We start from the raw sequence: 13,456 nt of genomic DNA, 5'->3' as shown, positions 1-13,456 counted from the left end.
ACCCCTCCACTGCATCGATTCGACCTAGATCAAATCACTCTACCATTACTTAACCTTTTGATTTACAAGAGGTTTTTCTTGGCTTCTGCTGTGGAAGTGGTGCGCATTATAGGGATCAGAAACGGCACGTCAACACTTTATTGAAAAAATCATTCAGCCTTCAACGAGATGCGCGCAAACGCCTTCTTGCCAGCCTGACAGACATGCACGGCACCGAGCTTGAAGATGAAGCCGCGATCCACAACGACGCCATCAACACGCACACCACCCGAACCGAGCAGATCACGAGCGACAGCAGCGTTCTTCACCAGCCCTGCCTTATTAAGGACGGATGCAATGGGCATGTCCTCTATAGATAGCAGCTCGATCTCCGGCAGGTCTTCCGGCAGCTCGCCTTCCTTCATACGGTTCCCCGCAGAACGATGAGCAGAAGCAGCAGCTTCCTCGCCATGGAAACGAGCGACGATCTCTTCGGCCAACTTGATCTTGATGTCACGCGGATTGGCGCCCTGTTCAACATCACGACGGAACTGCTCGATCTCCTCCATGGAGCGGAAGCTGAGCAGCTCGAAGTAACGCCACATGAGCACATCAGGAATGGAAACGAGCTTGCTGTACATAACGCCCGGCGCTTCCTGGATACCCACATAGTTACCCAGGGACTTGGACATCTTCTTCACGCCATCCAAGCCCTCGAGCAGCGGCATGGTGACGATGCACTGAGACTCCTGCCCATAAGCACGCTGCAGTTCACGCCCCATCAGCAGGTTGAACTTCTGGTCAGTCCCCCCAAGCTCCACGTCCGCACGCAAGGCCACCGAGTCGTACCCTTGAACCAGCGGATAGAGGAACTCATGGATAGCGATGGGCTGATTGGTGGTGTAGCGCTTGTCGAAGTCATCGCGCTCCAGCATACGAGCGACGGTGTACTGCGAAGACAGGCGAATGAAATCCGCAGAACTCAACTGGTCCATCCAGGTAGAGTTGAACGCAACCTCGGTCTTCGCCGGATCAAGAATCTTGAAAACCTGGGTCTTGTAGGTCTCGGCGTTGTCCAGGACCTGCTCGCGGGTCAAAGGCGGGCGAGTGGCGCTTTTGCCGCTGGGGTCACCGATCATCCCGGTGAAGTCACCTATAAGGAAGATGACCTGATGGCCCAGCTCCTGGAACTGACGCAGCTTATTAATAAGGACGGTATGACCGAGGTGCAGATCGGGCGCGGTCGGATCGAACCCCGCCTTGATACGAAGGGGCTGCCCCCGCTTGAGCTTTTCAACCAGCTCGGACTCGACCAGAACCTCTTCCGCGCCGCGCTTGATAAGCGCCAGCTGCTCTTCAACCGACTTCATGACAGCCCCGTACACACTAGAGAAACCGAAAGGGAACCAAACATACAAGATCGCTGACTAATTACAAGTTTTGCGCCCGGGGCGGTACCAACCGGCGGAAGGCAGGATCTTGAGGTTGCCTACACCGGATTTTGGTTATATTTTAGGCAGTTAGTTCACATTCTAAAAAACACCACTCGCCATGACGCATATTGTTCCTAAAGCGCCGCGCTACCCGAAAAGCCATTTGCTGGCCGCAAGCGGTGTAGCTGCGCTGCTCAGCCTGGCTTTGCTGGTGTTCCCGTCTCGCGAGGTCGAGGCGAAGAAGACCTACATCAACCTGGAAATGGAGAACGGCTCAGAAGCCCTCATCCAGGAAAAGGACGACCTCCGATCAGACGCAGTCATCGGGGAAGAGGGCAGCTCGCCATTCGCTAACATCGAGCGCCCTGCAGACAACCAGAACAGCGCCGACAAAGACGCGAACAAGGACGAACAGACCCAAAGCGAGCTTGCCTCCAGCGAACCTCCGAAAGATCCCGGCTTGCATACGGTCACCGTAGGCAACGGCGATACCCTGTCAACGCTGTTCAGCAAGGTCGGCCTGTCCGCCACCGTACTGCACGATGTGCTCAACAGCAGCAAGGACGCCAAAGACCTCAGTCGCCTGAAGATCGGCCAGGCCTTCGAATTCCGCCTGAGCCCCGAGGGTGAACTGCAGAGCCTGCACTCCAAGCTCAGCGACCTCGAGACCGTCACCCTGTCCAAGACCGACAAGGGCTATGACTTCAAGCGAGACCTGGCCAAGCCGGACATCCATACCGCCTATGCCCATGGCGTGATCGATAGCTCCCTGTTCCTCTCGGCCAAGCGCGCCGGCATGTCTCACAACCTGACCATGGACCTGGCCAATATCTTCGATTACGACATCGACTTCGCCCTCGACATCCGTGAAGGCGACGAATTCGAAGTCATCTATGAAGAGAAGTCGGTGAACGGCAAGCAGGTGGGCACCGGCAACATCCTCGCCGCTCGCTTCACCAACCGCGGTAAGACCTACAGTGCCGTGCGCTTCACCAACAACCAGGGCATTGCCAGCTACTTCCGCGATGACGGCACCAGCATGCGCAAGGCCTTCATCCGTACCCCGGTGGACTTCGCACGCATCAGCTCGCGCTTCTCGCTCGGCCGTCGCCATCCGATCCTCAACAAGATCCGCGCGCACAAGGGCGTCGACTACGCAGCGCCTCGCGGCACGCCGATCAAGGCAACCGGTGACGGCAAGATCTTCCTGGCCGGGCGTCGCGGTGGCTACGGCAACGCAGTGATCATCCAGCACAGCGGCAAGTACCGGACGCTCTATGGCCACATGCAGGGTTTCGCCAAAGGCATCAAGACCGGCGGCACCGTCAAGCAAGGTCAGATCATTGGCTACATCGGTACCACGGGTCTCTCCACCGGCCCGCACCTGCACTATGAGTTCCAGGTGAACGGCCAACACGTCGACCCGCTCGGCGTGAAGCTGCCCATGGCTGACCCGCTCGCCGCTGCAGAGAAGAAGCGCTTCCTGCAGATGAGCAAGCCGCTGATGGCACGCATGGACCAGGAAAAGGCCACCATGCTCGCGCAGAACAAGCGCTGATTCGATGCCGCGCTACCTCGGAGTGATGTCCGGAACCAGCCTGGATGGGCTGGACATCGCCCTGATCGACCAAGGCGAACACATCCGCCTGATCGCCTCGCACTACATCCCCATGCCCGACACACTCCGCCAGGAGTTGCTCTCGCTATGTTCACCAGGCGAAGACGAACTCGCACGCGCGGCCTTGGCCGAACAACGCTGGGTCGAACTGGCCGCCTCGGGGATCGCCCAACTGCTTCGTGAAGAAGGCCTCACAGCCGCAGATATCCGCGCAATCGGCAGCCATGGCCAAACCGTGCGCCACGAACCGGCGCGCGGCTTCACCATCCAGATCGGCAACTGCGCCCTGCTGGCCGAGCTCACCGGCATCACGGTGGTCGGTGACTTCCGGCGCCGCGACGTTGCTGCCGGCGGCCAGGGTGCGCCCCTGGTGCCAGCCTTCCACGAGGCGCTCTTCGACAATGACAGAGGCAACCGCGCCGTGCTCAACATCGGTGGGTTCAGCAACCTCAGCCTGATCGAACCCAACCAGCAGGTGCGTGGTTTCGATTGCGGACCCGGCAACGTACTCATGGATGCCTGGATCCAGCTCAACCTCGGCCAGAACTACGACCGTGATGGCGCCTGGGCAGCCAGTGGCCAGGTCCAGCCGCAGTTGCTGAGCACGCTGCTGGAAGACGATTTTTTCAGCACGCGCGGCCCCAAGAGCACTGGCCGGGAACTGTTCAACCTACCTTGGCTGCAAACGCAGCTGGCCAAGCTCCCCGCCTTTAAGGCAGAGGACGTGCAAGCCACCCTTCTTGAGCTCAGCGCTCGCACCATGGCAGACGCACTCATGGCATCCCAAGCGGAAACCCGCGATCTGCTGGTCTGCGGCGGTGGCGCCCACAATGGCACCTTGATGCAACGCCTCGCCGAGCTGCTGCCCGGCACCCAGGTCAGCAGCACCGACAGCCGAGGCGTACCGGCAGACTGGGTCGAAGCCATGGCCTTTGCCTGGCTGGCCCATTGCTGCCTCGAAGGCATCCCTACCAACCGCCCGAGCGTGACCGGCGCCAAAGGCCTGCGCATCCTCGGCGCCATCTACCCCGCCTGACCAAACGGCACAAACGAAAACGCCGTGCATAAGCACGGCGTTTCGGTATCAGCGAAGGATGATCAGATCGAGAAGGACGAACCGCAGCCGCAGGTAGTGGCGGCATTCGGGTTCTTGATCACGAAGCGCGAGCCTTCGAGACCTTCCTGGTAATCCACTTCCGCACCGGCCAGGTACTGGAAGCTCATGGGATCGACCACCAGGCTCACGCCATCGCGCTCGACAATGGTGTCATCGTCAGCGACGTCTTCATCGAACGTGAAACCGTACTGGAAGCCCGAACAGCCACCGCCCGTGACGAAGACGCGCAGCTTGAGCCGCGGATTGCCTTCCTCATCGATCAGGTTCTTCACCTTGTTTGCCGCTCCATGCGTAAACATCAGGGCTGTGGGGGTGAAGGATTCGACACTCATGCTGTAACTCTCCCGGCTTGACGCCGCCTTACTGCGCTGTGGCCACGCATTATCCGCTTACCCTAGAAAACTGGTCAACTATTAAGCGTCCTGGCTTTCCGGACCGGCTGGCGCCTCCAACAGGCGTTGCGCCTCCTTGATATGCCCGAGGCGCCCTTCTATCTGCGCCCCCATGGCCATTTCCATGAGCCCGTAATAGAGGTTGCCGCGTACCCGTGCCTTGGCACCCAGCTCCAGGTGCTCGGAAGCGAATACATCACCGACCACTTCACCGTCGATGATCACGTGAGGTGCGCGAATCTCGCCCTCCACCAGGCCTTCGACGCTGACCCTGACCAGCCCTTCGCTGGCATTGAGGTTGCCCTTGAGGCGACCGTCCACCTGCACCGCGCCCTGGAAGCGCAGATCGCCCTCCAGTTCCGCGCCGATAGCGATGATGCTGGTCTTGCCGCTGAAGCGCTGCAGATCGGCCTTGGGTTTCTGTTTGTTGAACATGCTCGTCATGACTCCTCGTCAATCCACTCGAATGTGCGCTCCAGCGGTTTCTGCTGGCCGTCCACTTGCGCGCGCACCTTTACCTGACGGGGACTGAAGCCTTCCGGCAGCTCCAGCTCGGCGAAACGTCCCGCTTCGGGAATCGCCTGGAAGTGCTTGAAGGAAAACACAACATCCTGCTGCGTCATCTCGCGGGAAAGCGTCGCCAGCTCAAGGCTCGCCTCCTTGCCATCCTGGCGGCCGATCACTCGCACACGCAGCGTGCCCTTGATCGGCTGATCATCCTTGCCGACCCGACTGAGCATCAGCCGGAAACGGAAACGCTGTGGCTGGTCCGTGCCATGCAACTCGAAAGCGCGGATGCGCAATCCCTCACGGCGGCTGTCCGGTGCCAGCACTCCGCGGTAGAACGCCAGCTCCTGCTGCAGCTTGAAAACCTGCTCTTCCATCATCTTGATGGTCTGGCGGCTCTGCTCGTTGGCCTGGAGCCCCAGTCGCTCACCGCTTACCAGTACCGCCTGGCGCTGCTGCAACTGTTCGAGTGCCCGGGTACGTTCATCCAGCTGCACGCGCAGGCTGTCGCGCTCCGCCACGGCATCCGCCATGCCTTCGGCTCGCAACCAGCCACCGGCGAAGAACGCCACCGGCAGCGCCAGCAACAGAACCAGTACCAACCAGCGCACCAGCCGCTCACGGCGCGGGTCGCTGATGCGAACCTCCCAGCGCGACATCAGTGACGCCCGGCGCGGTGCGACCGGAGAGGCAGAACGCCATCCCTCGTAGCTAGCTTGAACATCGACCGCACCCTACCCACTGGAAAGCCGCCGATGATAAAGCCGCATCGGCCAAGGGCCAACCGTCGAGGTGACGCGTGACCGCCGGAGCCTCTACTATCGGACCCACCTCACATCAGGGAACATCCGATGCTCTACCTCTGGCTCAAGGCCTTCCACATCATCGCCGTCGTATGCTGGTTCGCCGGTCTCTTCTACCTGCCACGCCTGTTCGTCTATCACGCCTCGGCCGAAGACGCGCCCAGCCGCGAACGCTTCAGCATCATGGAGCGCAAGCTCTATCGCGGCATCATGCAGCCCTCCATGGTCCTCACCCTGCTGCTCGGCGCCGGCATGCTCTACCTCAACCCGGCCTGGTTCAAACAGGGCTGGCTACACGCCAAGCTCACCCTGGTGTTCCTGCTGATCGGCTACCACCACGTCTGCGGCGCCATGCTCAAACGCTTCGCCCGCGGCGAGAACGGCCGCAGCCATGTGTTCTACCGCTGGTTCAACGAAGTCCCGGTCCTGTTCCTGCTCGCCATCGTCATCCTGGTGGTGATCAAACCCTTCTGACTCACGAATGACCGATAGAGAGGAATGCCCGATGTCACTGCCCGCCCTGCTTGAACAACGCCTGCGCCTGCCCGTCGTCGCAGCGCCCATGTTCCTGGTTTCGACCCCGGAACTGGTCCTGGCCTGCAGCAATGCGGGCATCGTCGGCAGCTTCCCCGCCCTCAACCAGCGTGAAAGTGCCGGCTTCCGCGCCTGGCTCGACGAGATCGAGGTGGGCCTGACGGCGGACGCCGCTCCCTATGCGGTCAACCTCATCGTCCATAACAGCAACCCCAGGCTGCAGGCGGACCTGGCCATCTGCGTCGAAAAGCAGGTGCCCATCGTCATCACCAGCCTGGGTGCAGTGAAGGAAGTGGTCGACGCGGTGCACAGCTACGGTGGGCTGGTTTTCCATGACGTCACCACCCGCCGCCATGCCGAAAAGGCCGCCGAAGCCGGTGTCGATGGACTGATCGCGGTGGCCGCCGGAGCCGGTGGCCATGCCGGCACCTGGAGCCCCTTCGCCCTGGTCGCCGAAATCCGCCAGTTCTTCGACAAGACCCTGCTGCTGGCCGGCTGCCTCAACCACGGCCACGAGATACTCGCCGCACAGATGCTCGGTGCCGACCTCGCCTACCTCGGCACCCGCTTCATCGCCACCCGCCAGAGCAACGCCGACGCCCCCTACAAGCAGATGATCCTCGACGCCAAGGCCGCCGATATCGTCCACACGCCGGCCGTCTCCGGCGTACCGGCCAGCTTCATGCGCCAGAGCCTCGAAGCCGCCGGCTACGACCTCAAGCGCCTTACCGACAAGGCCGACATCAACTACGGCGAAAAGCTCAAGCCCATCAGTGAAGAAGCCAAGGCCTGGAAGACCGTCTGGTCCGCCGGCCAGGGCGTGGGCGACATCAGCGACCTGCCCACGGTGGAAGAACTGGTGAAGCGCCTGGATAACGAGTACCGCGCCGCCCTCCAGAGCGCCAACCAACTCGGCCAGCGCTGGCCCCGTTGAAACGCCGCCACCTGCTCGGCCTGGGCGCACTCGGGGCGCTCGGGCTCTGGGCTGTTCGCCCTGGTGAACAGGGGCGCCCACACACAGCCTACTTCGCCGACCTGCAGAGCCTGTTGAAGCAGGAAGGCGGCGGCGTGCCGCAGCTGGTCATCGACCTCGACCGGCTGGACGCCAATGCCGACCTGCTCGCCCAGCGCCTGGGCAAACTGCCCCTGCGCCTGGTGGCCAAGTCCCTGGCTTCCAATGGCCTGCTGGACTACCTCGCCAAACGCCTGACTACGCGCCGCTTCATGGTCTTCCACCAGCCCCAGGCCAACCAGTTGGCACAGGCCTTCCCCGACGCCGACCTGCTGCTGGGCAAGCCGCTGCCGGTAGCGGCCGCCCTCGCCTTCTACCAGCAGTTGCCCAATGGCCTGGGCTTCGACCCTACACGCCAGCTCACCTGGCTGATCGACAGCCCGCAGCGCCTCGTCCAGTACCTCGAGCTCGCCAAGGCCCTGCAGAAGCCCATGAGCATCGCCCTGGAGATCGATATCGGCCTGCAACGCGGCGGCCACCCGGACGCTGCCAACCTAGCGCAGACGCTGCGACTGCTCGCCGACAACAGCACGCTGCTGCAACTGCGCGGGCTGATGGGCTACGACGCCCAGGTCGCCCACGCACCGTTCTGGAGCGACAGCCAGCAAGCCTTTACTGCCGCCAACGAGCGATACACGGCCTTCATCGATGCCGCAGGCGCCTTCCCCGCCATCTGGCCCAGGCAACCCCTGCTCAATGGCGCTGGCAGTCTCACCTATCCCCTGCACGCCAAGGGGCCGACACCGCTGAACGAAGTCGCCGTCGGCTCGGCCCTGCTCAAGCCCGCCGAGTTCGACACGCCCCTCCTGGCCAGCCACCAGAGCGCGATGTGGATCGCCACACCGGTACTCAAGGTTCAACGCGGCCCCCTCCCCTACCTGCAACAGGCCCAGGGCGCGCTCGAAGCCTGGAATCCCAACCGGCAGAAAGCCTACTACCTCTATGGCGGAGGCTGGCCCGCCGACCCCGCATCCCCCGCAGGCCTGGCCTATGACGGCATCTACGGGCGCAGCCCCAACCAGGAGCGCCTGATCGGCTCGGCAACGACCGGGCTCGGCGTCGACGACTGGGTGTTCCTGCGGCCTCTCCTGTCCGAAGGGCTGTTCAGCGACTTCGGCCAACTGCGCCTGCTCCGCCACGGCCGCCTCGTCGGCACCTGGAAGCCGCAGCCAGCCGCCTGACCAGCTCTGTTTTTTGTGCGGCAGCCCGCTTGTGCCGCAGGGTGCGCCACCATTACGCTGTGCCATCCCTAACCAGCCGCTGACAAGGATGCCCGCATGTCCGATGCCCGCTACAAGATCGTCTTCGAAGGAGAACTGATGCCCGGTGCGGCATTGGAAACTGTCAAGGAGAACCTGGCCAAGCTGTTCAAGAGCGATGCCAGCAAGATCGACAGCCTGTTCGGCGGGCGCCCCGTGGCGCTGAAGCGTGACCTCGAAGAAGTCGAGGCAGACAAATACCTGGCCGCCCTGCAGCGGGCCGGTGCTCAGGTACGCAAGGAACAGGACCTCGCCGCCGGCTTCAGCCTGGTGGAAACCGAAGACCACCCGAACCCGGAAACCCTCGCCGCAGTAGAAAGCGAGCAGGACACCGGCACCATGACCTGCCCCAAGTGTGGCCACGAGCAGGCCAAGTCCGGCGAGTGCCAGGCGTGCGGCATCATCATCGAGAAATTCCTCGCCCGTCAGGCACAACTGGCTGAAGCCGCTCCCGCCGTCGCATCGTCGGCCGTGGCACCGGGCGCCTCGCCTTACGCCACCCCGCAGGCCCAGGTCGGCGAGGCGCTGCCCCAATACTGCGAGCTGCGCCCCTTCGGCATCACCGGTCGTATCGGCCGCGTGCGCTACCTGGCCTGGTCCTTCGTGTTCATGATCGCGCTGCTGGTCGTGCTTGGCGTCGGCGCCGGCATCGGCTTCGCCATCCACCCGGTCGTCGGCGGCCTCATCGCCACCGTGCTGGGTATCGCCGCCATCGTCGTCAGCGTGCAGATCAGCGTCCAGCGCCTGCACGACATCGGCTGGTCGGGCTGGCTCTACCTGCTGAACTTCGTGCCCATCGTCGGCAGCGTCTTCCCCCTGCTGCTGCTGTTCATCCCCGGCACCACCGGCGCCAACCGCTTTGGTGCACCGCCGCCGCCGAACACCACTGCCGTCAAGGTCCTGGCCTGGATGTGGCTGATCATCCCGGTGGTCTTCGGCATCCTCGCCGCCATCAGCATCCCGGCCTACCAGGACTACGTGGAGCGCTCCGAGATGAGTAACTACGAGATGCCGGCCGATGGCGATAGCGCCGACTATGCCGAACCGACCGACGAAGCCGCGCCCTATGCAGAGCCGGACGAGTCGATGGACGAAGGCGACGCGGCCGCCGAACAGGAAGAGAACGAGTCCAACTGAGCAACCTCCCGGGGCTGACGTTGTCCAACCCGGCCCCGACACGGAGATTCCCGATGCCTCGTTTTGCCCTGATTACCGGCGCCTCCAGCGGGCTCGGCCTGGCCCTGGCGGAAGCCCTGGCCCGGCGGGGTCGCCACCTGATCCTGGTGGCCCGGCAACGTGACGCGCTGGAAAGCATCGCCTACGAGCTGACCCAGCGCTTCGGCGTCGAAGTGCTCTACCGCACCTGTGACCTCGCCGAACCGCTGCAGCTTTCAGGCCTGCTCCACGAGCTCAACCAGGGTGAGCGGGAAATCGACCTGCTGGTGAACAACGCCGGCATCGGCACCTCCGGCCTCTATGTCGAACAGGACTGGAGCCGCGAACAGGAACTGATCGAACTCAACGTCCTCGCCCTCGCCCGCCTCTGCCACGAGATCGGCGGCGCCATGGCCAGCCGTGGTACCGGGCAGATTCTCAACGTCGCGTCGGTAGCCGGCTTCCAGCCCGGCCCCTGGATGAGCAACTACTACGCCAGCAAGGCCTACGTACTGCACTTCTCCGAAGGGCTGCGCGAAGAGCTGAAGGTCCATGGCGTCGGCGTCTCGGTGCTTTGCCCCGGCCCTACCCGCACCGCCTTCTTCCGCGGCGCACGGATGGCCGGCGAGAAACTGGAAGGCAGCAAGCTGATGATGAGCGCCGAAGAAGTGGCGCTGATCACAGTGAAAGCGCTGGAGAAGAACCGCGCCATCATCATCCCCGGCTGGCGCAACCGCCTGCTGGCGATGAGCCCGCGCCTGTCGCCGCGCTGGCTGGTCCGGCGCCTGGCCGGGCGGATCAACAAGGCCTATCTACCGAAATAGAAAACAAAAAGGCGCCGCAAGGCGCCTTTCTTCTCTCCAGCCGTTTCAGTCAGCCTTCACGCAGCGCCCGTCGGCCCAAGCCCGCAGCTTGGCCTGCTCCTCGGCCATCACCACCGACAGCGGTGCCGTACTCAACAACTGCTGCAACAGCAGCGCCTGGCTCACGCTGGCCTGGGCAGCCTGCGCGGCATAGAGCATCCCTACCACGGCCTGCTCGATCTCGGCGCCGGAGAAACCATAGCTGGACGCCGCCAGGATCGGCAGATCGAACTGCGCCGGGTCGATATCGCGACGGGACAGATGGATGCGGAAGATTTCTGCCCGCACCTCGCTACCCGGCAGATCAACGAAGAACAGCTCGTCGAAACGCCCCTTGCGCACCAGCTCCGGCGGCAAACGGTGAATGGCGTTGGCGGTGGCCACCATGAACACCGGCGCCTTGCGCTCCGACATCCAGGTCAGCAACGTACCCAGCACGCGCTGGCTCACGCCGCCGTCCTGGTCGCCGCTGGCCAGGCCCTTCTCCAGCTCATCCATCCACAGCACGCAGGGCGCCATCTGCTCGGCCAGCTTGAGCGCATCACGCAGGTTGCGCTCGGTCTCGCCGAAGAACTTGTTGTACAGGCAGGCGAAGTCCAGGCGCAGCAACGGCAGCCCCCAGAGCCCTGCCACCGCCTTGGCCGCCAGGCTCTTGCCGCCGCCCTGCACGCCCACCAGCAACATGCCCTTGGGCATGGACGCCGGCTTGGCCTCCATGAACGCGCTCTGGCGCTCACCCAGCCAGCGCTTGAGGTTGGCCAGGCCGCCGACATCGGCGAAGCGCGCGGTGTCGTATTCGAAGCTGAGCACGCCTTCAAGGTCCAGCAGCTGGAACTTGGTCTTGTTCAGCTCCGGCAGATCTTCCTGAGTGATGGCGCCGTCGTCGCAGATCACATTGCGCGCCAGCGAGCGCGCCTCACCGTGACTGAGGCCACGCAGGTTCTTCACCACCTGCTGCAGGGTGCGGTTGTCGGTGCGCACCCGGGCGCCACGGTTGCGCTCGCTCCAGCGCGTGGCCTCCTCGCGAACGATGGCCAACAGCTCATCCTCGTTTGGCAGCGCCAGGCTGAAGCGGGCGCTGTAGCGCTGTACCTCGGCCGGCAGCTTCATTGCGTGGGAAACCAGCACCAGGGTCGGCTTGTGGATCGCCTCGGCCATGGCGACTTCCTTGAGCAGGCGCACCAGCTTGGGGTTGTCGTCGAAGAAGGGATGCAGGTCGCACATCACATAGAGGTTGGGCTGCGGATCGGCCTTGATCAGCCGCAGCGCTGCCTCGGCATCGGTACTGGCCCCCTCGCCCACGGGGTCGCCACCAAAGCCAAGGCGCTGCAGGCCTTCGGTCACCGCCCAGGTGAACAGGCCCAGCCCGCGCTTCACCGCCAGGGTGGTCAGAGTTTCCAGCACGCGCTGCTCGTCCCAGGACTCGATGACGATGAGTTTGACCTTGGAGTCCAGCACCAGCCCCAGATCGTGGATGTCGTTCTTCACACAGGCTCCTTGTGCGGCCAGGCGGGCTGGCCGGGATAATCACGCGCCGCTAAACTCGGGGGCTTCTTATAACAGGCCGGAGAATGTCCGTGGACTGTCTGTTCTGCAAAATCGTCGCCGGGGATATTCCTGCACGCAAGCTCTATGAAGACGATCACGTGATCGCCTTCCACGACATCGCGCCACAAGCCCCGGTGCACTTCCTGGTGATCCCGAAAAAGCACATCAACACCCTCAACGACCTCACCGAGGACGACAAGACGCTGACCGGGCATATCGTCCACACTGCCCAGCGCCTGGCCAAGGAGCAGGGCTGTGACGAAGGCTTCCGCGTGGTGATGAACTGCAACGAACTGGGCGGCCAGACCGTCTATCACATCCATATGCACGTGCTCGGGCAGCGCCAGCTGCACTGGCCGCCGGGCTGATGCGCCGCACGCTACTCCTCGCCCTCTCGCTGCTACCACTCGCCGCCCTGGCCCAACAGGCCGGCGAGCGCCTGCGCGACAGCCTGCCGGACGGCGCCCAGGGCCCGGAACTGGTGATCGTCCCTGCCGGCGAATTCCTCATGGGCGATGCCACCGGGCGCGGCAACGACAACGAGCGCCCCACCCACCGCGTGACCATCGACAAGCCCTTCGCCATCGGCCGCTTCGAGCTGACCTTCGATGACTGGCAGCGCTACGCCAGTGCCACCGGCAAACCGATGCCCGACAACGAAGGCTGGGGCCTCTCCGGGCAGCGCCCGGTGATCCATGTGAGCTGGTTCGACGCCCGCGCCTATTGCGACTGGCTGAGCAGCGTCACCGGCCAGCGCTACCGGCTGCCCACCGAGGCGGAATGGGAATACGCCGCACGGGCCGGTGGTGCAGGCTACTACGGGTGGGGCGACGAACTGGACAGTAGCGAGAGCGCGCCACGGGCCCATTGCCGGGGCTGCGGCACACCCAATTCGATCCGCGGCAAAACCGCGCAGGTCGGCCAGTACCCGGCCAATGCCTTCGGCCTGCACGACACCGCCGGCAACGTCTGGGAATGGACCGCCTCGCGCTTCGCTGCCCCCTTCGACGGCAGCGAGGCGCAAGCCGCAGCCTTGCTGGATCGCAGCCCCCGCGTGGTCCGTGGCGGTGCCTGGAACAGCGGGCCAGCGTACCTGCGCACCAGCCTGCGCGATCTCAAGCAGCCGGGGCACGATGACTACGCACTGGGCTTCCGGGTACTGCGCGAACTGGACTGATCCCAGTCAAACCCGGGCAGGCCCGATGGGTTAAACTGCCCGGCATTCTTGCCTACCGG

At 63.6% G+C, this 13,456-nt stretch carries 14 protein-coding genes; 9 read left to right on the top strand and 5 right to left on the bottom strand.

Features of this window, described 5'->3' with window-relative positions; all coding sequences use genetic code 11:
- Window positions 1–149 precede the first annotated feature (149 nt).
- On the bottom strand, window positions 150–1,349 hold the full coding sequence (gene tyrS, locus RTW82_RS23215; RefSeq protein ID WP_316926626.1) for a tyrosine--tRNA ligase: 1,200 nt from the start codon (window positions 1,347–1,349) through the stop codon (window positions 150–152).
- A gap of 181 nt (window positions 1,350–1,530) precedes the next feature.
- Here tyrS and RTW82_RS23210 point away from each other — a divergent pair, with 181 nt between their 5' ends.
- Both RTW82_RS23210 and RTW82_RS23205 read left to right on the top strand, forming a co-directional pair.
- Complete coding sequence (locus tag RTW82_RS23210; protein WP_184488561.1) at window positions 1,531–2,970, top strand: peptidoglycan DD-metalloendopeptidase family protein; 1,440 nt, start codon at window positions 1,531–1,533, stop codon at window positions 2,968–2,970.
- Between the two features lie 4 nt (window positions 2,971–2,974).
- Window positions 2,975–4,066: an anhydro-N-acetylmuramic acid kinase gene (locus tag RTW82_RS23205; RefSeq protein WP_316926625.1), complete on the top strand. Its 1,092-nt coding sequence runs from the start codon at window positions 2,975–2,977 to the stop codon at window positions 4,064–4,066.
- A gap of 62 nt (window positions 4,067–4,128) precedes the next feature.
- Here RTW82_RS23205 and erpA read toward each other — a convergent pair whose 3' ends face one another.
- The 3 genes from erpA to RTW82_RS23190 form a co-directional block, all read right to left on the bottom strand.
- Window positions 4,129–4,479, bottom strand: a complete 351-nt coding sequence (gene erpA, locus RTW82_RS23200; RefSeq protein WP_031288532.1) for an iron-sulfur cluster insertion protein ErpA — start codon at window positions 4,477–4,479, stop codon at window positions 4,129–4,131.
- A gap of 81 nt (window positions 4,480–4,560) precedes the next feature.
- Entirely contained in the window at window positions 4,561–4,974 is a 414-nt protein-coding gene (locus RTW82_RS23195; RefSeq protein WP_021221626.1) for a polymer-forming cytoskeletal protein, read from the bottom strand.
- 5 nt (window positions 4,975–4,979) lie between these two features.
- Complete coding sequence (locus tag RTW82_RS23190) at window positions 4,980–5,705, bottom strand: DUF6776 family protein (protein ID WP_316926624.1); 726 nt, start codon at window positions 5,703–5,705, stop codon at window positions 4,980–4,982.
- 192 nt (window positions 5,706–5,897) lie between these two features.
- Between RTW82_RS23190 and hemJ the strand changes: the two genes are divergently transcribed.
- The 5 genes from hemJ to RTW82_RS23165 all read left to right on the top strand — a co-directional run bounded on the left by hemJ (window position 5,898) and on the right by RTW82_RS23165 (window position 10,633).
- The gene (gene hemJ / locus RTW82_RS23185; RefSeq protein WP_021221624.1) at window positions 5,898–6,323 is read left to right on the top strand and encodes a protoporphyrinogen oxidase HemJ; all 426 of its coding nucleotides are present in this window, start codon (window positions 5,898–5,900) and stop codon (window positions 6,321–6,323) included.
- A gap of 31 nt (window positions 6,324–6,354) precedes the next feature.
- Window positions 6,355–7,317, top strand: coding sequence for a nitronate monooxygenase family protein (locus RTW82_RS23180; protein WP_316926623.1), 963 nt, complete (start codon window positions 6,355–6,357; stop codon window positions 7,315–7,317).
- On the top strand, window positions 7,314–8,576 hold the full coding sequence (locus tag RTW82_RS23175; RefSeq protein WP_316926622.1) for an alanine racemase: 1,263 nt from the start codon (window positions 7,314–7,316) through the stop codon (window positions 8,574–8,576). The genes RTW82_RS23180 and RTW82_RS23175 overlap by 4 nt, the downstream gene beginning before the upstream one ends.
- Before the next feature lie 96 nt (window positions 8,577–8,672).
- Window positions 8,673–9,791: a DUF805 domain-containing protein gene (locus RTW82_RS23170; RefSeq protein WP_316926621.1), complete on the top strand. Its 1,119-nt coding sequence runs from the start codon at window positions 8,673–8,675 to the stop codon at window positions 9,789–9,791.
- A gap of 53 nt (window positions 9,792–9,844) precedes the next feature.
- The gene (locus RTW82_RS23165) at window positions 9,845–10,633 is read left to right on the top strand and encodes an SDR family NAD(P)-dependent oxidoreductase (protein WP_021221620.1); all 789 of its coding nucleotides are present in this window, start codon (window positions 9,845–9,847) and stop codon (window positions 10,631–10,633) included.
- A gap of 45 nt (window positions 10,634–10,678) precedes the next feature.
- Here the strand turns inward: RTW82_RS23165 and RTW82_RS23160 are convergent, their stop codons facing one another.
- On the bottom strand, window positions 10,679–12,160 hold the full coding sequence (locus tag RTW82_RS23160) for an AAA family ATPase (protein WP_316926620.1): 1,482 nt from the start codon (window positions 12,158–12,160) through the stop codon (window positions 10,679–10,681).
- Window positions 12,161–12,249: 89 nt separating this feature from the next.
- Here RTW82_RS23160 and RTW82_RS23155 point away from each other — a divergent pair, with 89 nt between their 5' ends.
- Complete coding sequence (locus RTW82_RS23155) at window positions 12,250–12,588, top strand: histidine triad nucleotide-binding protein (protein ID WP_031288529.1); 339 nt, start codon at window positions 12,250–12,252, stop codon at window positions 12,586–12,588.
- Window positions 12,588–13,397 (top strand): formylglycine-generating enzyme family protein, encoded by an 810-nt coding sequence (locus RTW82_RS23150; protein ID WP_265170384.1) that lies wholly within the window; start codon window positions 12,588–12,590, stop codon window positions 13,395–13,397. The genes RTW82_RS23155 and RTW82_RS23150 overlap by 1 nt, the downstream gene beginning before the upstream one ends.
- Window positions 13,398–13,456 lie beyond the last annotated feature (59 nt).

The sequence above is a fragment of the Pseudomonas sp. zfem005 genome (assembly GCF_032621735.1).
In the GTDB taxonomy this organism is placed as follows: Bacteria; Pseudomonadota; Gammaproteobacteria; order Pseudomonadales; family Pseudomonadaceae; genus Metapseudomonas; species Metapseudomonas solani.
Note: the sequence above shows the minus strand (reverse complement) of the source record. Positions and strands in the feature narration are given on the sequence as shown.